The organism is Burkholderia sp. Cy-637 (assembly GCF_011753175.1).
In the GTDB taxonomy this organism is placed as follows: Bacteria; Pseudomonadota; Gammaproteobacteria; order Burkholderiales; family Burkholderiaceae; genus Burkholderia; species Burkholderia gladioli.
In genome coordinates this window covers 19,641-43,585 of the sequence record NZ_VWWC01000012.1, presented here as the reverse complement: position 1 = coordinate 43,585, position 23,945 = coordinate 19,641, and the positions used below count along the sequence as shown (strand labels likewise).

Sequence of the window (23,945 nt, the reverse complement as noted above, 5' to 3'; positions counted from 1 at the left end):
CCTTTCAATAAGTGAGGGACGGCGCGCTGCCGGGGCCGTGGCCGAGCGTGGCCGGCGCCCGGACTCCATCGTCCGTGTCGTCGTGGTTCAACGAGGTCGGCTCGATCAGGTGCAGCGCCTTCAACGCGGCTTGCGCCGGTTGCTTGCGTGTCCGATGGTCGACTACGGGAACCGTCATGCGAATCTCGCTCGTCAATGCAGGGAAAAGAACAGGCCGGCGATCGCCGCGCTCATCAGGTTCGACAGCGTCGCGGCGGTCAGCGCGCGCAGCCCGTGCCGGGCCACCTCGGAGCGCCGCTCCGGCGCCACCGCGCTGAAGCCGCCGGCGAGGATCGCGATCGACGAGAAGTTGGCGAAACCGCACAAAGCGAAGGACACGATCGCGATGGTCTTCGGATCGAGCACCTGCAGCCCGGCGGCCATCACCTTGGTGCTGTCCTTCAGGTAGGGCGAGAGATCGCCATACGCGACGAACTCGTTGAAGATCAGCTTCTCGCCGATGAAGTTGCCGGCCAGCGCCGCGTCGTGCCAGGGCACGCCGATCAGCCAGGCCAGCGGCGCGAACACCACGCCGAGGATGCCGAGCAGGGTGAGGTGCGGAAAGCCGACCAGGGTGGCGATGCCGCTCACGATCGCGTTCATCAGCGCGATCAGGCCGACGAAGGCGATCAGCATCGCGCCGACGTTCATGGCGATGCGCATGCCGACCGAGGCGCCCGAGGCGGCCGCCTCGATCACGTTGGCGGCGCGCTTCTCGTCGAAGTCGAGGCCCTCGATCACCACCCGGCTGGGCTCGTCGGTCGGATACAGCAGCTTGCCGAACAGCAGGCCGCCGGGCACCGCCATCACCGAGGCCGCCAGCAGGTATTCCATCTTCACGCCGAGGCCGGCGTAGCCGACCAGCACCGAGCCGGCGATCGAGGCCATGCCGCTGGCCATCACGGTGAAGATCTCGGCGCTCGTCATCTGCCGCACGAAGGGCTTGACCAGGGCCGGCATCTCGCTCTGGCCGAGGAAGATGGTGGCCACCGCCGAGCAGCCCTCGATCCGGCTCACGCCGAGCAGCTTCGAGAGCAGCGCGCCGAAGATGCGCACGATCCACTTCATCACGCCGATGTAGTACAGCACCGCGATCAGGGAAGTGACGAAGATGATCATCGGCAGCACGCGCAGCCCGAACACGAAACCGCCGTCGCCGAACAGGTCGAACATCTTGTTGCCGACCAGGCCGCCGAACACGAAGGCGATGCCGTGATTGCCCATCTCCAGCACCTGGTTCACGCCGTTGGCGGCCATCGCCAGCGCGGCGCGGCCGGTCGGCACGAACAGCACCAGGGCGCCGAGCACGAGCTGGGTCGCCAGGGCCGCGAGCAGGGTGCGCAGGCTCACGCCGCGCCGATTGTTCGACAGCAGGTAGGCAATCGCCAGCAGGCAAGCCATTCCCAACAGACTACGCAGAATATCCACCCTCGCTCTCCTCTCGTCTCTTTCATGTCATGGCGCCCTGCCCGGGCGCCTCGATATCGTTTCGATGCTCATGTCGTGCCCGGCTCGCGCCGAGCAGTATGCGCCCTTGCCGTCGCGGCGCAAGCGGGTTCGTGCGGATAGGCACGCGGGCCGTCATCAGAACTGGTAGCCGACGCTCGCGTAATAGCCCCAGCCGTTCGAGCGGTTCTGGAACGGGCCGTCGCCGAAGTTCAGCTCGGTGCCGGCCCACTGGCCGCCATGGTGGAAATAGCGGGCCGCGGTCCAGAAACGCCAGTGCTTGAACGAGTAGATCAGCACGTTGGTCGACACGAAGGCGGTATCGGTACGCGTGTTGTCGCCGGTTTCCTCGCGCAGCTTCGAGCCGAAGTCGTAGTTGAAGAAGCCGACGTAGAGCAGGTTGCCGCCATGGAACGTGCCCAGCGGCAGGATGTACTTCATCTGCGCGCGATAACCGTCCCAGCTGTTCTGGTTCGCGGCGCCGTAGTTCTCCCACTGGCGATGCAGGTAGAGATTCGCGGAGAGCATCAGCGGCGTATGCGTGTCGATATCGGTGCCGATACCCGCATACAGCGTGTTCTGCCGGCCGGGCGTGTTGTGCCCCTGGTCGTAGATCCAGTCGAAGGCCACGTACCATTCCTTGAACGGCCCGATGGCGAGCGACTTGCCGAGCAGGTGGTCGATCGAGACGCGCGGCTCCTGCTCGCTGAACACCGGCGAACCCTTGTTGGTGAAGCCGCCGTCGTAGCCGTTGCCGACCCCGAGCACGCGCGGCACGTCCACGTAGCCGTAGAGATCGAATGGCCCCTTGCGGCCGAAATACTCGTACTCGAGATAGAGGTCGTTGGTCCGGTGCGGGCCGAAGCGGATGTTCTTCGAACCGATCAGCCCGATGCTCTGGTGGAACCAGTCCGACAGATAGGGCGAAGGCGGCACCACCGTCGCCGCGGGCGCCGCGGGCGCCACCACATCGCTCTCGGCCAGCATCGTCGCGCCGGCCGGCGGCTCGGCCATGGCCGAGGTGGACGCCAGGGCCGCCATCACCGCCACGCCTGCCGCCAACACGGCCAGCCAGGCTGCCGCCGGCCGTTTTTTTGTTTTCTTTTTCTTATTCTGTATTCCTGCATGCATACAGGTGACTCCGCTCTCTCAGGTTCTTGGTATCGGGTTCCCGGCCGATCGATGTCGGGCTCGGGTCGCGGGCCGGCGCGCTGCCCTATATTCGCGCGCGCCGCCTGCTTCGGGTGCGTCCTTGCTTCGAGATCGCCCACCGGCCGGCTTGCGGCTGCCGGTCCTGCCGGGCGGGCAGACTCATGCAGGATCCGTGCCATATGTTGACCGATCGGACAGCTCGAACGCCGGTGTCTCCAACCGGCGGCGCGCAGTATAAACCAATGGGCCGGCGCGTAAACCAAAGCGCAAGAATCTGGCGGCGGAAGCCGGAAACGTCGTGCCGAAAGCCTCGATCGCTCAGCCTTCGCGCTCGACCGGCTGCGGCTCGCGCAGGCGGTTCGCGATCCGCGTGGCCTCGTAGTAGGCCGGATTCGGCGGACGCTTCAGGTAGCGGCCCGCGCCGCGCACGGCACGCAGTTCGCCGTCGGCCCAGGCCAGCGCGCCGCGCGTGAAGGTATGCGTGGCCAGGCCCCGCACCGTCATGCCCTCGAACACGTTGAAGTCGACCTGCTGGTGATGCGTCTTCACCGAGATGGTCTTGGTCGCGGCCGGGTCCCAGACCACCAGGTCGGCATCGGCGCCCACCTGCACGGCACCCTTGCGCGGATACAGGTTGAAGATCTGCGCGGCATTGGTCGAGGTGATGCGCACGAATTCGTTCGGCGTGAGGCGCCCCTGGTTGACGCCGTGATGCCAGAGCACCGCCATGCGATCCTCCACGCCGCCGCAACCGTTCGGGATGCGCGTGAAGTCCTCGCGGCCCATCGCCTTCTGCGAGGCGCAGAACACGCAGTGATCGGTCGCCGTGGTATGCAGCTGCCCGGCCTGCAGCGCGCGCCACAACGCGTCGCGGTGCTCGGCGGAACGGAACGGCGGGCTCATCACGTGGGCCGCCGCGCGATTCCAGTCCGGATCGCGATACACCGCCTCGTCGATCACGAGATGACCGGGCAGCACTTCGCCGAACACGCGCAGGCCCTCGTTGCGGGCACGCGCGATCGCGTCGACCGCGTCCTTGGCCGAGACGTGGACGATGTAGACCGGCACGCCCAGCACCTGCGCGATGCGAATCGCGCGATTGGCCGCCTCGCCCTCCACCTCGGGCGGACGCGACAGCGGATGCGCCTCGGGCCCGGTGATGCCGCGCGCGAGCAGCGCGCGCTGCAACTGGAACACCAGCTCGCCGTTCTCGGCATGCACGGTCGGCAGCGCACCGAGTTCGAGCGAACGCGCGAAGCTGTTCACCAGGATCTCGTCGTCGGCCATGATCGCGTTCTTGTAGGCCATGAAGTGCTTGAAGCTGGACACGCCGTGCTCGTTCACCAGGGTGCCCATGTCGCGATGCACGGATTCGTCCCACCAGGTCACGGCCACGTGGAAGCCGTAGTCGGCGGCGGACTTTTCCGCCCAGCCGCGCCAGGTGTGGAAGGCCTCCATCAGCGACTGGCGCGGGCTCGGGATCACGAAGTCGATGATGCTGGTGGTGCCGCCCGACAGGCCCGCCGCGGTACCGCTGTAGAAATCGTCGCTGGCGGTGGTGCCCATGAAGGGCAACTCCATGTGCGTGTGCGGATCGATGCCGCCGGGCATCACGTACTGGCCGTGCGCATCGACGATCTCGGCGCCGGCCAGCGCCTCGATCCGCTCGGCGATCTGCAGGATCGTGCCGCCATCCTGCGGGGCGGCGCACAGCACGTCGGCGCGGTAGCTGCGCTCGGCATCGACCACGGTACCGCCACGAATCAGGGTTGTCATCGCAATGCCTCCTCGTTATCTGAATGAACTGGAACGAGCTGGATCGGGCGACGCGCTCAGGCGCTCGCCACCTGCGCGCGCCGGCTCGCGCCGAGCTTCATCCAGCTGCCATAGACCAGGGACGCCAGCACCAGGCCGACGAACCACGCATAGGTATAAAGCGTGTTGAAGAACGCCGGCACGTTCGGGAACGCGGCCGGAAACGCGACGTGCAGGAAACCGGGCAGGTTCGGCAGCACGCCGGCGGCCAGCGCCACCAGCGCCGCCGGGTTCCAGCCGCGCACGTAGCTGAACGGCCCCGCCGCGTCGAACAGCGCGCGCGCGTCGAGCCGCGTGCCGCGGATCAGGAAGTAGTCGACCATCAGGATCCCCGCGACCGGGCCCAGCAGGGCCGAATAACCGACCAGCCAGGTGAAGATGTAGCCATCGGTGGTGGCGAGGATCTTCCACGGCATCATCAGGATCGCGATGGTGGCGGTGATCATGCCGCCCGCGCGATACGAGATGCCCTTCGGCCACAGGCTGGAGAAATCGTAGGCGGGCCCCACCAGGTTGGCCGCGAGGTTGCAGCACATGGTGTCGAGCGTGAGGATCACCAGCGCGATGCCCACGCCGATGCCGGTCATGCGGCTCGCCAGGTCGATAGGATCCCAGATGGTCTTGCCGTAGATCACCACGGTGGCCGAGGTCACCACCACCGAGACCACCGACAGCAGCGCCATCGGCACCGGCAGGCCGATCGACTGCCCGATCACCTGGTCGCGCTGGCTGCGCGCGAAGCGGGTGAAATCGGGGATGTTGAGCGCGAGCGTGGCCCAGAAGCCGACCATCGCGGTCAGCCCCGGCCAGAAGGTGGCCCAGAAGCGCCCGGCCTTGGCGCCGCCGGCCGCGAACTGCGAAGGCGTGGACAGCATCGAGCCCACCCCGCCCGCCTTCGAGGTCGCCCACCAGACCAGGGCCGCGCACATCAGCACCTTGACCGGCGCGGACCAGCTCTCGAGCCAGCGGATCGAATCGGTGCCGTGCAGGATGAAATAGAGCTGCAGTGCCCAGAACGCCAGGAAGCAGGCCAGTTGCCCGACCGAGATGTCGACCAGCGGCAGCGCCGCGCCATGCAGCGCATTGCCGGTCAGGATGTTGAGCAGCGTGTAGATCGCGCTGCCGCCGAGCCAGGTCTGGATTCCGTACCAGCCGCAGGCGACGATGGCGCGCAGCAGCGCGGGCAGCTTGGCGCCCTGGGTGCCGAACGAACTGCGCACCAGCACCGCGTAGGGGATGCCGTGCCTGGCGCCGGCATGGCCGATCAGCAGCATCGGCACCAGCACGATCAGGTTGCCGAGCAGGACCGTCAGCACCGCCTGCCACGGCGACATGCCCTGCTCGGTCAGCCCCGCCGCCAGCATGTAGGAGGCGATGTTCATCACCATCCCGACCCATAGCGCCGCGAAGTGATACCAGCGCCAACTGCGCTGCGCGGCCGTGGTCGGCGCCAGGTCCTCGTTGTAGAGACTGCCGCCGGCCACGGCCGGTCCTGCCTCGCCGGCCAGGCCGGCGGACTGCGCTGTGAGCTTCATCGAATCGACTCCACGGAATCGCTCGCGCCGTCCCGGCAAGGCCCGGGCCGCGGCGTGAACCGTTCGCTGGCGGCGCGCGAGAGGCCTGCCCTCGCGTGCCGGACGCCGGTCAGGCTGCCTTCACGTGCGGCTCGGCGGGTGCCGTGGACGCCGCGCCGGCATCCACGCGCGCCGGATTGTTCGGGTGCGTGGTCCAGTTCGCGTAATCGCCGGCGTCGACGCGCTCCATCGTGATGCATTGCTCGACCGGACAGACATGCATGCATAAATTGCACCCGACGCACTCGGCGTCGATCACCTCGAAGTGGCGCTGCCCGTCCTTCTCGCGCGTGATCGCCTGGTGCGAGGTGTCCTCGCAGGCGATATGGCAGAGCCCGCACTGGATGCAGCGGTCCTGGTCGATGCGCGCCTTGATGTCGTACTTGAGGTTCAGGTACTTCCAGTCGGTCACGTTCGGCACCGCGCGCCCGCGCACGTCCTCGAGCGTGGCGTAGCCCTTCTCGTCCATCCAGTTCGACAGCCCGTCGGCCAGGTCCGAGACGATCCGGAATCCGTAATGCATCGCCGCCGTGCAGACCTGCACGCTGCCGGCGCCGAGCACGATGAACTCGGCCGCGTCGCGCCAGGTGGAAATGCCGCCGATGCCCGAGATCGGCAGGTTCGGCGTTTGCGGATCGCGCGCGATCTCGGCCACCATGTTCAGCGCGATCGGCTTCACGGCCGGGCCGCAGTAGCCGCCGTGGGTGCCCTTGCCGTCGACGGTCGGCATCGGCGCCATCTGGTCCAGGTCGACGGCGACGATCGAGTTGATGGTGTTGATCAGCGACACGCCATCGGCGCCGCCCTTCCAGGCCGCGCGCGAGCCCATGCGGATGTCGCTGATGTTGGGGGTGAGCTTCACCAGGCAAGGCAGCCTGGTGCCCTCCTTCACCCAGCGCGTGACCATCTCGACGTATTCGGGCACCTGGCCGACCGCCGCGCCCATGCCGCGCTCGCTCATGCCGTGCGGGCAGCCGAAGTTCAGCTCGACCGCGTCGGCGCCGGTATCCTCGATGCGCGGCAGGATCCATTTCCAGTCCTGCTCGTTGCAGGGCACCATCAGCGAGACGATCAGCGCGCGATCCGGCCAGTCGCGCTTGACCTGGGCGATCTCGCGCAGGTTCACCTCCAGCGGACGATCGGTGATCAGCTCGATGTTGTTGAGCCCGGCGATGCGCTGGCCGTTCCATTGCACGGCGCCGTAGCGCGAGCTGACGTTGACGACGTGCGGGTCCAGCCCGAGCGTCTTCCAGACCACGCCGCCCCAGCCGGCCTCGAACGCGCGATTGACGTTGTAGGCCTTGTCGGTGGGCGGCGCGGAGGCGAGCCAGAAGGGATTGGGCGAGGTGATGCCGGCGATGTTGCAGCGAAGATCGGCCATGTTCGGCTCCGTGAAGGTGGGGTCCTGGTCGTGTGCGTGGCTGGGGCGTGGCCGGCGGTTCAGGCGGCCTTGGCGTCGCGTCGCGCGAGCGTCGCGTCGATCGCGGCGGCCGCGCGCTTGCCGTCCTCCACCGCCTGCACCGTGAGGTCGATGCCTTCGGTGGCCGCGCAATCGCCGCCGGCCCACACATCGGGCAGCGCCGTGCGTCCCTCGGCGTCGACGGCGATGCGCGTGCCGTCCGCCGTCAGCAAGCCGGCTTCCACGCCGGCCGGCAGCAGCGTCTGGCCGATCGCCTTCAGCACCATGTCCGCCTCGATCAGGCAGCGCTCGCCCGAGGCCGTCTCGAACTCGACGCCGCTGACCCGCCCGCCCTCGCCCGCGATGCGCAGCGGCCTGGCATGCGTGAGCAGGCTCACGCCGCTCTTCTGCGCGAACTCGCGTTCGGCCCAGGTCGCGCTCATCGATTCCACGCCGCGCCGATAGACCATCGTCACGCGCTCGGCGCCGAGCTTGCGGCTCTGCACGGCCGCGTCGATGGCGGTATTGCCGCCGCCGATCACCACCACGCGCCGGCCCACCGGCACCTGCTCCAGCGCCTCGGCCTGCCGCAGCCCCTCGATGAAATCGACCGCGTCCATCACGCCGGCCAGCGCCTCCCCCTCGATTCCGAGCGCGCGCACGCCGCCCAGGCCGATCGCGAGGAACACCGCGTCGTGCTGCTCGCGCAGCGCCTCGAGCGTCAGCTCGCGGCCGAGCGCCAGGCCCGTGCGCACGGTGATGCCGCCCACCGACAGCAGCCACTCGACTTCGCGCTGGGCGAAATCGTCGACGGTCTTGTAGGCGGCGATGCCGTATTCGTTGAGGCCGCCGGCCTTCGGGCGCGCGTCGAACAGCGTGACGCGATGCCCGGCCAGCGCAAGCCGGTGCGCGCAGGCCAGCCCGGCCGGCCCGGCGCCGACCACGGCCACCTGGCGGCCCGTATCGGGCGCGCGCCGGAAGGTCACCGCGCCGGTCTCCATCGCCCAGTCGGTGGCGTGCCGCTGCAGCGCGCCGATCGCGACCGGCTGGCTGTCCTGATGGTTGCGCACGCAAGCGCCTTCGCAGAGGATCTCGGTCGGGCAGACCCGCGCGCACATCCCGCCGAGCGGGTTGGCCGACAGGATGTCGACGGCCGCGCCTTTCAGGTTGCCGTGGCCGATCTTGCGGATGAAGCTCGGGATGTCGATCCCGGTCGGACAGGCCTGCACGCAGGGCGCGTCATAGCAGTAATGGCAGCGGCTCGCGGCGGCGGCCGCCGCGGTGGGATCGAGCAGCGGCGCGATATCGGAGAATTCGCAGGACAGTTGCGTGGACGACAGGCGATGCGCGGCGATATCGCCGGCTGGCTGGGTGCTCATACGCGTTCCTTCGATGGATTTGGGGACGACACCGTCCCTGCCGGCTGCGCGGGCGCAGTCGGGGGCGGTTGTTTTTCGAACGTTTCAGGCTTGGGGCGAGCGGACGATGGCGGGCCCGCCGGCCGACTTAGGGCGGGTGCTTCATGAGACGGGCTCGCAGGCGCGCGACAGCATGGCGTGCAGCAGCACGTTCGCGCCGGCCTCGATCCACTCGGGCGTCGCGTCCTCGATCTCGTTGTGGCTGATGCCGTCGACGCAGGGCACGAACACCATCGAGGTGGGTGCCACCTGCGCCAGGTAGCAGGCGTCGTGGCCCGCGCCCGAGACGATCTCGCGATGCGGGTAGCCGAAGCGCTCGGCCGCCTCGCGCACGGCCTGCACGCAGGCGGCATCGAAGGCCACCGGCTTGTAGTAGAAGATCTGCTCGAGCGCGGTGTCGAGCCCGATGCCCGCGCTGATGCGCGCCACGCCCTCGCGCAACGCGGCGTCCATCTTGGCGAGCACCGCGTCGTCGGGATGCCGGAAGTCGACGGTGAAGAACACACGGCCGGGAATCACGTTGCGCGAGTTCGGGTACACCTGCATCATGCCGACCGTGGCGCAGCCGAAGGGCGCGTGATCGAGCCCGATCCGGTTCACCAGGTCCACCACGCGCGCCGCGCCCAGCAGCGCGTCGCGCCGGCGCGGCATCGGCGTGGGCCCCGCATGCGCCTCCTGGCCGGTCAGCGTGATCTCGTACCAGCGCTGCCCCTGCGCATCGGTGACGATGCCGATGGTCTTGTGCTCGGCCTCCAGGATCGGCCCCTGCTCGATATGCAGCTCGAAGGCGGCATGCAAGGGCCGGCCGCCGCAAGGCAGCTCGCCCGCATAGCCGATCCGCTCCAGCTCCTCGCCGATCGTGCGGCCGTCCACGTCCTTGCGCGACAGCCCGTATTCGAGCGAGAACACCCCGGCGAACACGCCCGAGGCAACCATCGCCGGCGCGAAGCGCGAGCCCTCCTCGTTGGTCCAGATCACCACCTCGATCGGGTGCTCGGTCTCGATGCCGTGGTCGTTGAGCGACCGGATCACCTCCAGGCCGCCCAGCACGCCGTAGATGCCGTCGAAGCGCCCGCCGGTGGGCTGCGAATCGGCATGCGAGCCGGTCACCACCGGCGCCGCATCGCGCTGGCGCCCTTCGCGACGCATGAACACGTTGCCCATCCGGTCGACGCCGATGCTGCAACCCGCCGCCCTCGCCCATTCGACGATCAGGTCGCGGCCCTGCTTGTCGAGATCGGTCAGCGCCAGGCGGCAGACGCCGCCCTTGGGCGTCGCGCCGATCTTCGCCATCGTCATCAGGCTCTCCCACAGGCGCCGGCCGTCGACCTGGAGCATCGGGTCGTGGCCTGCCCGCTTCACTGCTTCCGATATTGCGTTCACTCGTATCTCTCCCAGGGGATCTGTCACGCTGCCTGCTTCGGTCGCCGCCGGTGCATGCCCAGTCCATCAAGGGGCATCGCCGCACGCGCACGGTGCATGTTCTCGTCATGGCTCGGATCGCGATCGACGCGGGAGGGCATCGCTTTCGCCGCTCGTCGAATCTTGTCCGATCGGACAGGTTTTAAGTCGAAAATATTGGCAAATCAACTACTTTCTTTTCGACGGATACAGAGCGAGAAGCGTGCCACTGCACTGCAGCAGCGATCGCGAGGCCGCCACGAGCCAGGCGTGCCAGGCGCCTGCCGAGCAGCTAGAATGACGCGCAACGCGGCATCCGCGCCGCGCGAGGCCCTGGATGAAACATGACGAAGCAGTAGCCGGCGTGCCGGCAGACGAGGAGACGGCCGCCCCTTTGCGGCGGCGCAAGGCACACATTCGCGAGTCGAACGAAGCGCAATTGCTGGCCTGCGCGGAGGCGGTGTTCGCGGAACGCGGGCTCGACGGCGCCAGCACCGCGCTGATCGCCGAACGCGCCGGGGTGCCGAAGGCCAACCTGCATTACTACTTCCCGACCAAGCTGGCGCTGTACCGCCGCGTGCTCGAGGACCTGTTCGACGACTGGCACCAGGCGGCCGGCGCCTTCGAGGGCGGCGACGATCCGGTGGAGGCGATCGGCGGCTACGTGCGCGCCAAGATGGAGCTGTCGCGGCGGCGCCCGCTCGGCTCGAAGGTCTGGGCCAACGAGATCATCCGCGGCGCGGAGCACATGCAGGACATCCTCGCGCAACGCGTGAAGCCCTGGTTCGATACGCGCGCCAAGGCGATCGACGACTGGATCGCGCGCGGGCTGCTGGCGCCGGTCGATGCGCATGCCCTGCTCTACCTGATCTGGGCGACCACCCAGCACTACGCCGATTTCGACGCGCAGATCCAGGCGCTCAGCGGCAAGCGCGCGCTTACGAAAAAAGCCTTCGAGACCAAGACCGAGCAGGTCGTGCAACTGGTGCTGCGCGCCTGCGGCGCGGTATCGCCGGAACGCGCCGGGCGGAAGTAAGGATTCCTGTATCACCCATCGTCGAGACGGCATTGGAGGCCGCCTCGACGATGCGCGTGCGCGAACGCCGGCTGCGGCCATGCGATCCCGAGCCGACTCATGATCGGACGCCCGACCGGAAAGCAAAACGAATGCGGACAAAAATAATAACGAAAGACATTCGCCATCTCCCCATCACACATCGCTACCGACTGACCTGTCCAGTGACATTCAGATGACGAAACGCGCTGTCATCGCTCGTAAAAAACGTTTTCACGCAGTTGAAATTTTGCAATTCTAAAATCCGGTTCCAGCAACAATCGGTGAGTCGCCGCGGGTTCTCGTCCAGGGAATGAACGGCCGCTCGTGCACCGGAAGTTGCTGGCAGCCGCAGTAAACAATTCGTTATGCGAATCAGTGCAGCGACGAAGAACCCACCAGGCCAAACCACACGAGGCAGCGGGATCGACAGGAAAATCCAGATTTTCCGGCGCGCTCGATGAGGCTTGTTTCTCACCTCCAAGAATTGAAAGAAAACGGATGAAAGCTCACAAGATCACGGCCGCCCTCATGGCGATGGGCGCGTTCGCAGGGGTTGCACACGCACAGAGCAGCGTCACGCTGTACGGCATCGCCGACGCCGGCTTCCTGTACAACAACAACGTGAAGGGTGCCAAGCAGTACGCCCTGTCGAGCGCCACCTCGTCGCGCTGGGGCCTGCTCGGCTCCGAGGACCTGGGCGGCGGCGTGCGGGCCATCTTCGATCTCGAGAACGGCTACACGATCGGTACCGGCTCACTGAGCCAGGGCGGCCTCGAGTTCGGCCGCAAGGCCTTCGTCGGCCTGGCCAGCAGCCACTGGGGCACGCTCACGCTCGGCCGCCAGTACTCGGCTAGCAACGACGCCACCGCGAACTTCGCATCGGGCGCGGACTGGGCCGCATCTGGCCTGGGCTTCGGCACGCGCGCGGCCGACGTCGACAACGTCGATACCTCGAACCGCGTGCAGAACGCGATCAAGTACACCAGCCCCAGCATCCAGGGCATCACGGTCGGCCTGCTGTACAGCCTGGGCGGCCAGGCCGGCCACGCCACGCAGAACGAGGTGCTCGACGCCGGCGTCGCCTACTCGAACGGCCCGGTCAAGCTCGGCGCGAGCTACATGTACACGAAGGACCCGTACTACGCGACCTTCGGCGACCAGGGCAACTCGTCCTCGCCGTCCTCGTCGGCCACCGGCGCGAACAACAACATGCCGAGCCGCATCTTCGGCGGCTACGCCTCGGCCGGCTCGCAGCAGATCATCACGGCCGGCGGCTCGTACGCCTTCGGCCCGGCCACCGTCGCGGTGCTGTACTCGAACACGCAGTTCCAGAACCTCGGCACGGTCAACGCGGTCGGCAGCTTCGGCACCAAGTACAACGGCGGCACGGCCACCTTCAACTCCGGGGAAGTGAACCTGAAGTACCTGCTGACGCCGGCGCTGACGCTGGCGGGCGCCTACATCTACACGCACAACAGCGGCGCGGACGGCGTGGGCAGCGCGCATTACAACCAGTTCAACCTCGGCACCATCTACTCGCTGTCCAAGCGCACCTCGCTGTACGCGATCGGCTTCTACGAAGCCGCGTCCGGCACGGACTCGACGGGTGCCAAGGCGGTCGCGAACTTCAGCGGCTCGACGGTCTCGGCGACGCCGCACGCGGTGGCCGCCATCGTCGGCATGACGCACAAGTTCTGAGCATCACGACAATCCGAGCGTCTCCGGGGTCGATCCGCCCCGGACGCCTTTTCGACCGGTCTCTCGCGAGACCGGTTTTTTTTCGCCCGATTCGAGACCGGTCTGTCCAGGCGCAGGTCCGGCCGCCGAACCGGATCAGGGGCGAAGAATGGCGTCCAGACTGGTCGCGACCTCGATCAGATACGTGCCCTCCGATGCCAGCCCTCTCGCGATCGCCTCGTCGACCTCGTCGATCCTTGTCACGCGCTCCGCGGCGGCACCGAATCCCCGTGCAAGCGCCAGGAAGTCGGGATTGAACAAGCTCGTTCCGACATGGCGTCCAGGATATTTTCGGTGCTGATGCAGGCGAATCGATCCGTAGCAGTGATTGTTCGACAGAATGAACAGGATCGGCAGGTTTCGCTCGACGGCCGCAATCATCTCCGGCCCGGTCATGAGGAATCCGCCGTCCCCGACGAGGCAGACCGTTTTCCTGCCCGGTCTGCGCAACTGCGTGGCGATCGCGGCCGACGTTCCATATCCCATGGCTCCGCATTGTGACGCCATGAGGATCTGCGGCGCGGTGAACGGGAAGTGCCGGTAGACAGGTGCCGCGAACATGCCGGTGTCGAGACAGATCGCGATATCGGCCGGTGCCTGCGCCGCCAGGGAGCGCACCACCTCGGAGAATGGCACGCCGTCGCTGACCTCGTGTTCCGGCCAGGCGGCGTATCGCTCGAAGATCGAGCGCAGCTTTCCCGCCCATGCACGGCGATCGGCATGGCTGCCCGGCTCGCGGATCAAGGCCTCGGCCAGCGCCACGGGATCGCACACCACGCCAAGATCCGGTTGCGTGTTCAAGCCCACGATGTGATCGTCGGGCCAGCAGTGAATCAGGGTTTGCCGGGGAGCGGGATGGCAGGGAAACGTGTAACCCTGACTCGTGATGTCGCCGAGCCGCGTACCCAGGGCGAAGATCAGGTCGCTGCCCTGGAATGCCTCGATCTGATCGGCGGGATTGACCAGGCCCAGATCGCCGACGTAGAGCGAATCCCGGTTCGGAAAGATGTCGTGGTGGCGGAACGACACCGCCACGGGGATGTCGTAGGCGTGCGCCAGGGCCGACAGCGCCTCGCGCCCGGCATCCGAGGCCATCGCGCCGCCCGCGATGATGAGCGGCCGCTCGGCGCCGGCGAGCAGGGTCCGGATCCGCTCGACGCTTGCCGCCTCCGGGACGGTTCGTGCATGGCTCACCGCCTGCCAGCCATGCAGCTCGACCGGCTGTTGCTGCACGTCCTCCGGGACCACGAGCACGACCGGGCCCGGCGTGCCGCTGGCTGCGATACGAATCGCCTTGAACGCGGCCGCTTCGAGTTGATTCGGGTCCGTGACCTCGACAACCCATTTCGCCATCGAGCCGAACATCTTCTGGTAGTCGATTTCCTGAAACCCTTCCTTGCGCAGGTCGGCTTTCGGAACCTGTCCGACCACCAGGACGACGGGCACGGCGTCCTGCTGCGCGGTGTGAACGCCGATCGCGGCATTCGTCGCGCCCGGGCCCCGGCTCACCATGACGACGCCAGGGCGCCCGGTCAGGCGTGCGTCGGCGCATGCCATGAAGGCCGCTCCGCCCTCGTGCCGACAGGTCACGACATCGAGCTCCGGAAAGTCTCCCAAGGCGTCGAGAATCCCGAGGTAGCTTTCTCCAGGGACCAGGAACACGCGATCGATACCGTTCCGGACGAAGGTGGACAGCAGGGCGTGAGATGAAGTGTTCGTACTGCCTGGGTTCATTTGATGCCTCGAAGGTAAGCAAGGAATGAAGAAATTCGTGCCGTGGTTTCGGCCGTCGGTGCAACTCATGGGGACGATGCCCCCGTCCGGCGTGCCGTCGCCGGCACGTCCCGGCGCCGCGCGAACAGCCGCCGTGCGAGATCGAAGGCCACCAGGTTGCCGCCCGCCACGAGCGCCAGCCCGAGCACCGAGAGCGGCGACCAGCGATAGCCCTCGAAGATCGTCGAGGCTCCCAGCGCAACAAACGGGAACAGCACCGTGCAGTAGGCCGCGCGCTCGGGCCCGATCCGGCCCACCAGTACGAGATAGGACGTGCAGGCGATCACGGAACCCGGCACGGCCAGGTAAAAAAGCGCGCCGAGATAGCGCGGCGTGGGCTCGAACACGAGCGGGTATCCCGCCACGGCCGCGCCGATGGTCAGCACCGATGCGCCGATCAGCATCGCCCAGCCATTGGTGGCGAGCGGATGCAAGCCCATCGTCTGCATCCGGCTCGACAGCAGGTTGCCCGTGGAGAAGCACAGCGTGCCTGCCAGGGCGATCGCCAGGCCGCGCCAGGTGGCCGCGTCGTCGAGATGGCCGGCCATCTGCTGGTAGAACAGGCAGGCGATACCCGACAGTCCCAGCAAGGCGCCGACGATCGCGCTGGCCTGCAGCGGCCGGCCGAGGAAAATTCTTCCGTTGACGGCGTTCAACAGCGGCGCGATCGAGAACACCACCGCAATCAGTCCGCTCGGCACCACCTGTTCCGCGTAGTAGTAGCAAAGAAAGTTCAGACAGAACATGGCGATGCCCTGCGCGGCGATAAAACGCCAGGCGTCGCGAGGCGGCGCGATCGGCCGGCGCATGATGCGCAGCAGTGCAAACAGCACGGCGGCGGCAATCCAGAAGCGCCAGGCGACCGAGACCGGCGGCGGCGCGATGTCGAGTTGCCATTTGATCGCGATCCAGGTGGTGCCCCAGATCAGCACGGTCAGCCCATAGAGCAGGAGATTCATAGCCAAGGTCGGTAAGGGTTGGAATGGCGGGTATCGATCCTTCCCGCGCCCCCACTGTGATTGCCGACACGGCGGCCCATCTGTCTGAAATTGCGGTCTTTACGCGGCGGGCACGCTCGTCTCGCACACGCGCCCGCTCGCGCGCCTATACTGCTCGATATGAAATCCGCCCCTGCCCTTGCCCCGATCCTGGCAACGCCTCCCCGTTCCTCCGCCGAACTGGCCGGCGGGACGGACCTGCCGTTCGGCCTGCAATCGGTATGCCGCACGCTCGCCGGCACCGACGCGCAACTGCAGCGCTTCGCCTGGCTTGGCGATCACCTGGCGATCGCGGAATGGGTACATGAAGTGGACGTGGCCGAGACCGTTTACGAACGGCCCGGCCATCACACGCTGTCGTGCTACTTCACGGGAGGCGAGCGCACCGAGCGCCACAAGGTGCCCGGCTATGGCGGCCCCAGCCGCCTGTGCACCCTGCCCGGCGATCACGAATCGCGCTGGCTGGTGCGTGGAAACATGCGCTTCATGCATCTCTACTTCCTACCCGAGCATTTCACCCAACGCGCCGTGAGCGAACTCGATCGGGAACCCCGGGAGCTGATCCTGGCCGATCGCACCTATTTCGAGGACCCGCGCGTGGTCGTACTCTGCCGCGATCTGCTGCTCGAATCCTGGGATGACGTGGACGGGCGGTTGCGTGCCAATCAAACGGTGCACGCCGTGCTGAGCCGGCTGTTGCGCGGACAGAGCCAGGTGCGTACCGGTCTGGCTCGCATCGGTGGGTTGTCGCCGACGGTGCGCCGCCGCGTGCGCGACTACATCGACGCCATGCTCGATCAGCCGATCACGCTCGGTGAACTGGCCGCGCTCGCCACGCTGTCCGAGTATCACTTCGCGCGGATGTTCCATGTCTCGTTCGGCTTGCCGCCCCATGCCTGGGTCGCGGAACAACGACTCGCACGGGCCCGTGCCTTGCTGCGCATCGATGCGCTGCCGCTCACGCTGGTGGCCGCACGTTGCGGTTACGCCAACGTCAACCACTTCAACCAGCGCTTTCGCAAGGCTCACGGCGTGGCGCCCACGGTGTTCCGCAAGGCAATGCTCGGCGCCTGAGCAGGAAGACGATGCGGTACCCGCGCCGCAACACCAGCAGGCCACCAGGGCGGATCAGTTCCACCGGGAAATCGGCTTGCCTTGCTTGTCCTTGAACTTCCCCAGCATCAGCATCGCCAGGTCGATCACCGACCAGACGCCCAATCCGCCATACGTCAGGAGCATGAGGATGCCGGTTTTGTTCCTGCCGAGATAAAAGCGGTGTACGCCGAATGGACCGAGAAAGAAGCAGAGAAGAACCAGCGTCAGAAGTTTTTTTTCGGAGTTCATGAAACAGTACCCAATATCGAGTGGGAAGAATGGAGAGGATCGAACAGACCGATCGCCCCACTCATCAACACTGCCTCATGGCCACCGACAAACATGAACTAAGGAAAACTATGTAATGTTGTCCATGATGCGCCAGACCACGCCAACCCGAAATGGGTCGAGGACGGAATGGTTTGGCAATGTGCGTGCATCAACGTAAACGCGGATGCGAAGATTTTTATTCCGGGTTTCTTGAAGCGGAGGTTCGGCGAACCTGGGCGAGAAGTGCGAGACATTCTTCCGAGGAAACCCGCGGCGTATTCGTCGTGCCCTCCCTCACTCGAAGGCGAGCCCGCCACGGACCTGCCAGGGCGCGCGGTGCGCAAACCTCATCGCAACGCGGCATTGCAAGCCGGGCGAACGGGAATATTCGCCCCAGCCGGTTTCCAGCGGCACGACGCTGATCTTAATCCCTACGCCGCCTCTTTCGCCTGCGCCTGGCCTCCGCGGTGCCAGACCGATCGTGACGCCATATGCTAGTCGCGCCCCTCGTTTTCCGGGCACTGGCTCATTCGATGACAGGCCGCCTCCAGCGCCACCTTCTGCCTGTCTCGTCAACCGCTTCGCCAGTTCAGAACATGTGCCGCACGCCCGCCATCACGCCGAGCTGGCCTTGCCCCGGCGACGGCGTGGTGCCGCCGCCACCGGCACTGACGCTGAAGGCCGCGTGCGCGCTATTGGCGAGGTAGGCACCCTGGAGATAGACGGCGGTCTGCTTCGACAGGAAGTAGGTGCCGCGCAGCACGCTCAGCGTCGCGCGCGCATCCTGGCCCGAGACGTCGACGCGATAGACGCCGCCATCCACCAGGAAGGCGAGCGTGACGTAGTAGTTGGCGGTGAGATAGAACAGGTTGGAGTGCAGGTTCGGGCCGCTCGACGCGCCGGTGTCGACCCAGCGGCCGATCCAGCCGCCGCCGATCTTGATGCCGTAGACGCTCAGATAACCATTGAGCTGGGCGCGATCGTCCCGGTCCCCGTTGGCGCCCAGCGATACCGGCTTGACGCCGTCGAAGAAACTGGCGGCCGCGTTGGTGCCGCCGCGCTGCTCCTCGTAGGACGCAGCCGCGCCGAAGCCGTTCGCATCGTACTTGAGCATCGCCGACCAGAGCCGGCATTGGGTCGCATCGCCGGGCACCTGCCCCGCGCAGGTGCCCTGGCCCGGCGAGTTGCCGGTGCCGGCCGAATCCCTTCCGAACGAATACATCGCGCCGATCGTCAGCCCGCCGAACTTGCCGCGCCAGGCCACCGAATTGTCGGCGCGGCCGTTCGGGATGTAGGCATCGAGCGAGGGCAGCCCATAGATGTTCGGGCCGAGCAGGTCCGCGTCGAGCACCGCGAGATAGGTCATGGTGTACTGGCGGCCGAAGGACAGCGTGCCGTAGGGACTGTCGATGCCCACCCAGCTCTGGCGGCCGAACAGGCGGCCGCCCTGCCCGAGCGTGCCGTTGCCGACGTTGATGCCGCTCTCGAGCGCGAACACCGCCTTGTAGCCGCCGCCGAGATCCTCCGAGCCTCGCAGCCCCCAGCGCGAGGGCAGCTCGCCGGTGATCGCCGGCATTCGGACCACGCCCTTGCCGGCCGAATTGGCATGCGATACATATTCGACGCCCGTATCGAGGATGCCGTACAAGGTCACGCTGCCCTGCGCGAAACCGCTGGTCGCGAAGCCGAGCAAGGCGCCGCCCACGAGATACCGAAATCTCATACTGTCTCCAAACTTTTATAGGGATGTTCCGATTTTCTTGGTATGACTAAGGAATCGTTCTCAATCGGATGGCGTCGATACTAGCGAGGCCATTTCCGAGGGTCCAACACCGATTGGGTATCGGTTGATATCTCTCGGGTATATAGATCCTCGCGGGGCGCATGAAACGCCGTGCCGCCAGAAAAGCACCGCTTGCAAGCCACGGCTACAGTAGAATGCGGATCACCCCACATCGGGCTCGCCTGCCGCCAGGCAAGGCAAGCGGCCCAGGCTTCGCCCAACTCACTCTTCGACGGCAAGGAAACATGGAGCTACGCCATCTCCGCTATTTCATTGCGGTCGCCGAGGAACGGAGCTTCACGCGCGCGGCGCAACGCCTGCATATCGCGCAGCCGCCGCTGAGCCGGCAGATCCAGCAACTGGAACAGATCCTCGGCGTGCAGTTGTTCGAGCGCAATTCGCGCCCGCTCAAACTCACGGAAACGGGCGGCTTCTTCTATCAGCACGCGGTGCAGCTTCTCGCGCAGACGGTCGAGCTCGAATCGATGACGCGCCGCGTCGGCAAGATCGAACGAAGCCTGTCGGTCGGCTTCGTCGGCTCGACGCTCTACGGCATGCTGCCGAAGGTGATACGCCGCTATCGCCAGCGTTATGCGGAGGTCGAGCTGAGCCTGCACGAGATGTCGACGATGGACCAGGTCAAGGCCCTGAAGGAAGGCGCGATCGATGTCGGCTTCGGCCGTATCCGCCTCAACGACCCGAGCATCCGCCGCGTGGTGCTGCGCGAGGAGCGCATGATCGCGGCGCTGCCGGTGGGCCATCGGCTGTGCGAGGCAAAGCCGCTGCTGTCACTGCACGACCTGCTCAACGAAACCCTGATCATCTTCCCGAAGGCGCCGCGCCCGAGTTACGCGGACCAGGTGCTGACCGCCTTCCACGATCGCGCGCTCAAGCCCACCCGCGTGCTGGAGACGCGCGAGCTGCAGGTCGCGCTCGGCCTGGTGGCGGCCGGCGAAGGTGTATCGATCGTGCCGCGCAGCGTCTATGGCCTGAAGCGCGACGACGTCGAATACAAGGACCTGGACGACGCGAAGCTGGTATCGCCGATCATCATGAGCATGCGCATGCTGGAGGAATCCGAGGATCTCGAGCGCATGCTGCGCCTGATCTACGAGCTGTACGACGAGGAAGGCATGGATTACCTGCCGCCGACGGAACGCGGCGAACCAGGCTCGCGAGGCTGAACGGCAACGACGAACGCGCGGCGGTCTTTCGACGCCGCGTGCACTGCCGCTCAGAACCGTCGCTCAATCCCCGACGCTCAGCCCCCGCCGTTCAACCCGTATCGCCGCCCGCCACCGGCAGCACCGTGCCGGTGATGTAGCTGGCCTCGTCGGAGGCGAGGAACAGGATCGGCGCGATCTGCTCGTCGAGGCTGCCGTAGCGCTTGAAGAAGGTGGAATCGGTCACCTGCCGGACCGCCTCGCCCATCCAGGCCCGCTCCTGCTCGGTGTCGCCGGCGGCATTGCGAGGCACCCGTCTCGGCGGCGCGTCGGTGCCGCCCGGCGCGGTGGCGACCACGCGGATCCCGTGTTCGGCATACTCCATCGCCAGCGACTGGGTCAGCGCGTTGACGCCGCCCTTGGCGGCCGAATACGGCACGCGCCGAATGCCGCGCGTGGCGTTCGACGAGAGATTGACGATGGTGCCGCCGCCGCGCGCGAGCAGATGCGGCAGCACCGCGTGACAGGCGTACAGCGTCGGCATCAGCGAGCGGCGGATCTCGGCGTCGATCTGCGCCGGCTCGAACTCGGCGAACGGCCGCATGCGGATCGCGCCGCCCACCCCGTTGATCAGGATGTCGATGCCGCCGAAGGCCTGCGCGGCGAAGGCCATCGCCGCGTGGGCACCTTCATGGGTTTCCAGGTCCGCGACGAAGCCGGCAGCCTGATCGCGCGGCGCCTGCGCGGCCACCTCGGCCACGAACTCGGCGCGATCGACCAGCAGCACCTTTGCGCCCTCGGCCGCCGCGCGCAAGGCCACGCCTCGCCCGATCCCCTGCGCCGCCCCGGTGACGACGATCACCTTGCCGGAGAACCGTGCCATGCTCATGCCGCCTTCGCGTTGGAATTGGGGGTGAATTTCTCGTAGTGGAAGCTGCGCGGCTTCACACCCGTCTCGTCGAAATACCGGCGCACCGCGTCGACCATCGGCAGCGGCCCGCACAGATAGACGTCGACCTCGCCGTCGTTCAGCGCATCGGCGGGAATATGCTGCGTCACCCAACCCTTGCGCGGATGCGTCGAAGCCGCATCGGCCACCACGGTCGCGAAGCTGAAGTTCGGCAGCCGTGCCGCGTAGGCCTCGATCGCCTCGACCTGGACCAGGTCGAGATCGCGCGTGACGCCGTAGATCAGGTGCACCCGCTGCGTCGGCACGCTGCGCGCCAGCACCTCCAGCATCGACAGGAAAGGCGCGAGGCCGGTGCCGCCCGCGAGGAACAGCAGCGGCCGCCGCAACTCGCGCAGGTAGAAGCTGCCGAGCGGCCCGTGCATCCGGAGCGTGTCGCCGGGCCGGGCCGCCTCCAGCCAGCGGCTCATCACGCCGCCGGGGATCTTCTTGATCAGGAACGCGAGCCGCGTATCGCCGGGCGCCGAGGAGAACGAATAAGCGCGATGCTGCCCGCTGCCGGGCACCTCGATGTTGACGTACTGGCCCGGCAGGAACACGGGCGCCGACGCATCGGCCTCGAGTTCGAGCACGATGGCCGCGTCCTCGTGCGGCTCCACCTTGCTCACGGTCGCGGCGAAACCGCCTTGCCCCGTCTTGCACACTTGCGACGAGGCCGGCACCGCGATCACGCAATCGCTTTGCGGCACCATCTGGCAGGTCAGCACCAGCCCCTGGTCCCTTTCGTCCTCGCTCAACGCATCCTCGATGTAGTCGTCGCCGAGTTCGTAGCGGCCGCTTTCCGCGCGGCACTTGCAGGTGCCGCACACGCCGTCGGAGCAGTCCATCGGCAGGTTGATCCTGGCGCGGAAGGCGGCGTCGAGCACCTTCTCTCCCGCCTTGCATTCGATGAAGCGGGTCACCCCGTCCTCGAAATTCAATGCGATCCGGTAGTCGGACATGGCCTCTCCTCCTCTTCCCTCGTCGGCGGCGCGACGAGTATCAAACGTGGTAGACATCGAGCACCTGCCGGATATAGTCGTTCTTCAGCACGATCTTCTTCGACGAGATCAGCAGCGCGTCGCCGACCCGGCGCAGCGTGACGAACAGCGTGCCGAAGAATTGATCGGTCTCGCGATAACGATAGCTCAGCGTCAGGAAATTGCAGCGCAGGTCCACCTCGTCCTCGCGCTCGGCCAGCACCTCGACATTGGCGAGGTTATGGCTGGTGCGCGGCTCGGGCGTGGACGCGCCGCTGCGCTCGGTCTTGATGCGAAACACGCGATCCTCGAGGCCGCCGCGATCGGCGTAGTACATCAGCGAGATCTGGCTCAGCGGGTCCTCGGTGGGCCGATCGTCGTCGTCCCAGGCCGGCATCCAGTAGGTGACGTCGTCGGTATAGCAGGCGAGCCATTCGTCCCATCGACGATCGTCGAGCAGGCGTGCCTCGCGATACAGCGCGGCGCAGATGGCGTGGTGGTCGAAGCTCATGCCCGCACCTCGCCGCGTTCCTGCTCCAGCGCCTCGCGCATCACCTCCACCCAATACTCGTGCTGGCACACGAACAGGCCTTCGTCCTCGCTGCGCGCGCCCGAGATGCGCGGCTTCAGGCCCATGCGCGCCGCGTTCTCGTCGGGGCCGTCGACCCACAGCGGCGCGCCGCGCGACAGGTCGTTCCACATCGCCGTGATGCCGGCATAACCCGACTGGCAGGCGCGAAATTCCTCCAGGTCGTCCGCGGTGCCCATGCCCGAGACGTTGAAGAAATCCTCGTACTGGCGGATGCGCGTGGTGCGATCGGCCTGGCTCTCGCCCTTCGGCGCGAAGCAGAAGATGCTGACCTCGGTGCGGTCCACGTCGAGCGGGCGCACCACGCGGATCTGCGTGCTGAACTGGTCCATCAGGAACACGTTCGGGTAGACGCACAGGTTGCGCGTCTGGTTGACGATGAAGTCGGCGCGAGCCTCGCCCACGCGCGCCTCGATCTCCTCGCGATGCTGGTAGACGGGGCGCACTTCCGGATTCATGGTCTGCGTCCAGAGCAGGATGTGGCCATGCTCGAAGCCATACACGCCGGCCACCGACTTGCTCCAGCCGTTCGCATCGACGGCCTTGGTGCCGTCCTCCTTGCGCCGGCCCATGGTCGCGGCGTAGTTCCAGTGCACGGTGCTGACGTGGTAGCCGTCACAGCCGTTCTCCATCTGCATCTTCCAGTTGCCTTCGTAGATGTAGGAGGAATTGCCGCGCAGCACCTCCAGGCCGTTCGGCGCCTGGTCGACGATCTGGTCGATGATCACGCGCGCCTCCCCAAGGTAGTCCTCCAGCGGCGCGACATCGGCAGCGAGGCTGCCGAACAGGAAACCGCGGTAGTTCTGGAAACGCGCGACGCGCTTCAGGTCGTGCGAGCCCTGAGTGTTGAACTGCACGGGGTACTCGGTGGTCTTCTCGTCCTTCACCTTCAGCAGCTTGCCGGTATTCGAGAAGGTCCAGCCATGGAACGGGCAGGTGAAGCTGCCCTTGTTGCCGTGCTTGCGCCGGCACAGCATCGCGCCCTTGTGCGCGCAGGCATTGATCACGGCATGCAGCTCGCCGCTCTTGTCGCGCGTGATCACGATCGGCTGGCGGCCGATCCAGGTGGTGTAGTAGTCGTTGTTCTCCGGCACCTGGCTTTCGTGCGCCAGGTACACCCAGTTGCCCTCGAAGATGTGCTTCATCTCCAGTTCGAACAGGGCCGGGTTGGTGAAGATATCGCGGCGGCAGCGGAACACGCCGGCCTGGCGGTCGTCCTGCACCGCGGTGGACAGCAGCTGATCCAGCTCGCTGGTGTCGAATGTCTTGACGGTCATGGGGGTGTCTCCACGTGTATTGGGGAATGACGG

20 protein-coding genes are annotated in these 23,945 nt (G+C 66.7%); 4 read left to right on the top strand and 16 right to left on the bottom strand.

What is annotated here, in order from left to right; all coding sequences use genetic code 11:
- Positions 1 to 4: 4 nt before the first annotated feature.
- The 8 genes from F3J10_RS05970 to F3J10_RS05935 form a co-directional block, all read right to left on the bottom strand.
- Positions 5 to 178: a deoxyribose-phosphate aldolase gene (locus F3J10_RS05970; protein ID WP_025099587.1), complete on the bottom strand. Its 174-nt coding sequence runs from the start codon at positions 176 to 178 to the stop codon at positions 5 to 7.
- 14 nt (positions 179 to 192) lie between these two features.
- A complete protein-coding gene (locus tag F3J10_RS05965) occupies positions 193 to 1,467 on the bottom strand; it encodes a NupC/NupG family nucleoside CNT transporter (RefSeq protein WP_096751320.1) in 1,275 nt (424 codons plus the stop codon).
- A 156-nt stretch (positions 1,468 to 1,623) separates the two neighbouring features.
- Positions 1,624 to 2,526: a nucleoside-specific channel-forming protein Tsx gene (locus F3J10_RS05960; RefSeq protein ID WP_240155399.1), complete on the bottom strand. Its 903-nt coding sequence runs from the start codon at positions 2,524 to 2,526 to the stop codon at positions 1,624 to 1,626.
- A 429-nt stretch (positions 2,527 to 2,955) separates the two neighbouring features.
- The gene (gene hydA, locus F3J10_RS05955) at positions 2,956 to 4,413 is read right to left on the bottom strand and encodes a dihydropyrimidinase (protein WP_167241601.1); all 1,458 of its coding nucleotides are present in this window, start codon (positions 4,411 to 4,413) and stop codon (positions 2,956 to 2,958) included.
- 56 nt (positions 4,414 to 4,469) lie between these two features.
- Positions 4,470 to 5,987, bottom strand: coding sequence for an NCS1 family nucleobase:cation symporter-1 (locus tag F3J10_RS05950; protein ID WP_025099591.1), 1,518 nt, complete (start codon positions 5,985 to 5,987; stop codon positions 4,470 to 4,472).
- Positions 5,988 to 6,096: 109 nt separating this feature from the next.
- The gene (preA, locus tag F3J10_RS05945; RefSeq protein ID WP_098152658.1) at positions 6,097 to 7,407 is read right to left on the bottom strand and encodes an NAD-dependent dihydropyrimidine dehydrogenase subunit PreA; all 1,311 of its coding nucleotides are present in this window, start codon (positions 7,405 to 7,407) and stop codon (positions 6,097 to 6,099) included.
- Between the two features lie 59 nt (positions 7,408 to 7,466).
- Positions 7,467 to 8,804, bottom strand: a complete 1,338-nt coding sequence (locus F3J10_RS05940) for an NAD(P)-dependent oxidoreductase (protein WP_025099593.1) — start codon at positions 8,802 to 8,804, stop codon at positions 7,467 to 7,469.
- A 141-nt stretch (positions 8,805 to 8,945) separates the two neighbouring features.
- Positions 8,946 to 10,226, bottom strand: a complete 1,281-nt coding sequence (locus F3J10_RS05935) for a Zn-dependent hydrolase (protein WP_126241324.1) — start codon at positions 10,224 to 10,226, stop codon at positions 8,946 to 8,948.
- 355 nt (positions 10,227 to 10,581) lie between these two features.
- Between F3J10_RS05935 and F3J10_RS05930 the strand changes: the two genes are divergently transcribed.
- Positions 10,582 to 11,280, top strand: coding sequence for a TetR/AcrR family transcriptional regulator (locus tag F3J10_RS05930; RefSeq protein WP_013690534.1), 699 nt, complete (start codon positions 10,582 to 10,584; stop codon positions 11,278 to 11,280).
- 519 nt (positions 11,281 to 11,799) lie between these two features.
- The gene (locus tag F3J10_RS05925) at positions 11,800 to 12,999 is read left to right on the top strand and encodes a porin (protein ID WP_025099596.1); all 1,200 of its coding nucleotides are present in this window, start codon (positions 11,800 to 11,802) and stop codon (positions 12,997 to 12,999) included.
- 135 nt (positions 13,000 to 13,134) lie between these two features.
- Here the strand turns inward: F3J10_RS05925 and F3J10_RS05920 are convergent, their stop codons facing one another.
- Positions 13,135 to 14,772, bottom strand: coding sequence for a thiamine pyrophosphate-dependent enzyme (locus F3J10_RS05920; protein WP_025099597.1), 1,638 nt, complete (start codon positions 14,770 to 14,772; stop codon positions 13,135 to 13,137).
- Positions 14,773 to 14,837: 65 nt separating this feature from the next.
- Positions 14,838 to 15,770, bottom strand: coding sequence for an EamA family transporter (locus F3J10_RS05915; protein ID WP_166914636.1), 933 nt, complete (start codon positions 15,768 to 15,770; stop codon positions 14,838 to 14,840).
- A 159-nt stretch (positions 15,771 to 15,929) separates the two neighbouring features.
- On the opposite strand from F3J10_RS05915, the gene F3J10_RS05910 reads away from it, so the two are divergent.
- Positions 15,930 to 16,883 carry an AraC family transcriptional regulator gene (locus F3J10_RS05910; protein WP_166914638.1) on the top strand — a complete coding sequence of 318 codons (954 nt, stop codon included), beginning with the start codon at positions 15,930 to 15,932 and terminating at the stop codon, positions 16,881 to 16,883.
- Between the two features lie 54 nt (positions 16,884 to 16,937).
- Here F3J10_RS05910 and F3J10_RS05905 read toward each other — a convergent pair whose 3' ends face one another.
- On the bottom strand, positions 16,938 to 17,153 hold the full coding sequence (locus F3J10_RS05905) for a TM2 domain-containing protein (protein WP_166914640.1): 216 nt from the start codon (positions 17,151 to 17,153) through the stop codon (positions 16,938 to 16,940).
- Positions 17,154 to 17,763: 610 nt separating this feature from the next.
- A complete protein-coding gene (locus F3J10_RS05900; RefSeq protein WP_167241599.1) occupies positions 17,764 to 18,897 on the bottom strand; it encodes a porin in 1,134 nt (377 codons plus the stop codon).
- Positions 18,898 to 19,202: 305 nt separating this feature from the next.
- On the opposite strand from F3J10_RS05900, the gene F3J10_RS05895 reads away from it, so the two are divergent.
- The gene (locus F3J10_RS05895; protein WP_025099602.1) at positions 19,203 to 20,141 is read left to right on the top strand and encodes a LysR family transcriptional regulator; all 939 of its coding nucleotides are present in this window, start codon (positions 19,203 to 19,205) and stop codon (positions 20,139 to 20,141) included.
- Between the two features lie 91 nt (positions 20,142 to 20,232).
- On the opposite strand, the gene benD is transcribed toward F3J10_RS05895, so the two are convergent.
- The 4 genes from benD to F3J10_RS05875 are packed head-to-tail and all read right to left on the bottom strand — an operon-like array spanning position 20,233 to position 23,912.
- On the bottom strand, positions 20,233 to 21,009 hold the full coding sequence (gene benD / locus F3J10_RS05890; protein ID WP_025099603.1) for a benzoate diol dehydrogenase BenD: 777 nt from the start codon (positions 21,007 to 21,009) through the stop codon (positions 20,233 to 20,235).
- Complete coding sequence (gene benC / locus F3J10_RS05885) at positions 21,006 to 22,028, bottom strand: benzoate 1,2-dioxygenase electron transfer component BenC (RefSeq protein WP_167241597.1); 1,023 nt, start codon at positions 22,026 to 22,028, stop codon at positions 21,006 to 21,008. The genes benD and benC overlap by 4 nt, the downstream gene beginning before the upstream one ends.
- 40 nt (positions 22,029 to 22,068) lie before the next feature.
- Positions 22,069 to 22,557, bottom strand: a complete 489-nt coding sequence (gene benB / locus F3J10_RS05880; RefSeq protein WP_167241595.1) for a benzoate 1,2-dioxygenase small subunit — start codon at positions 22,555 to 22,557, stop codon at positions 22,069 to 22,071.
- The gene (locus F3J10_RS05875) at positions 22,554 to 23,912 is read right to left on the bottom strand and encodes a Rieske 2Fe-2S domain-containing protein (RefSeq protein ID WP_105853325.1); all 1,359 of its coding nucleotides are present in this window, start codon (positions 23,910 to 23,912) and stop codon (positions 22,554 to 22,556) included. Before F3J10_RS05875 ends, benB begins: the two co-directional genes overlap by 4 nt.
- Positions 23,913 to 23,945 lie beyond the last annotated feature (33 nt).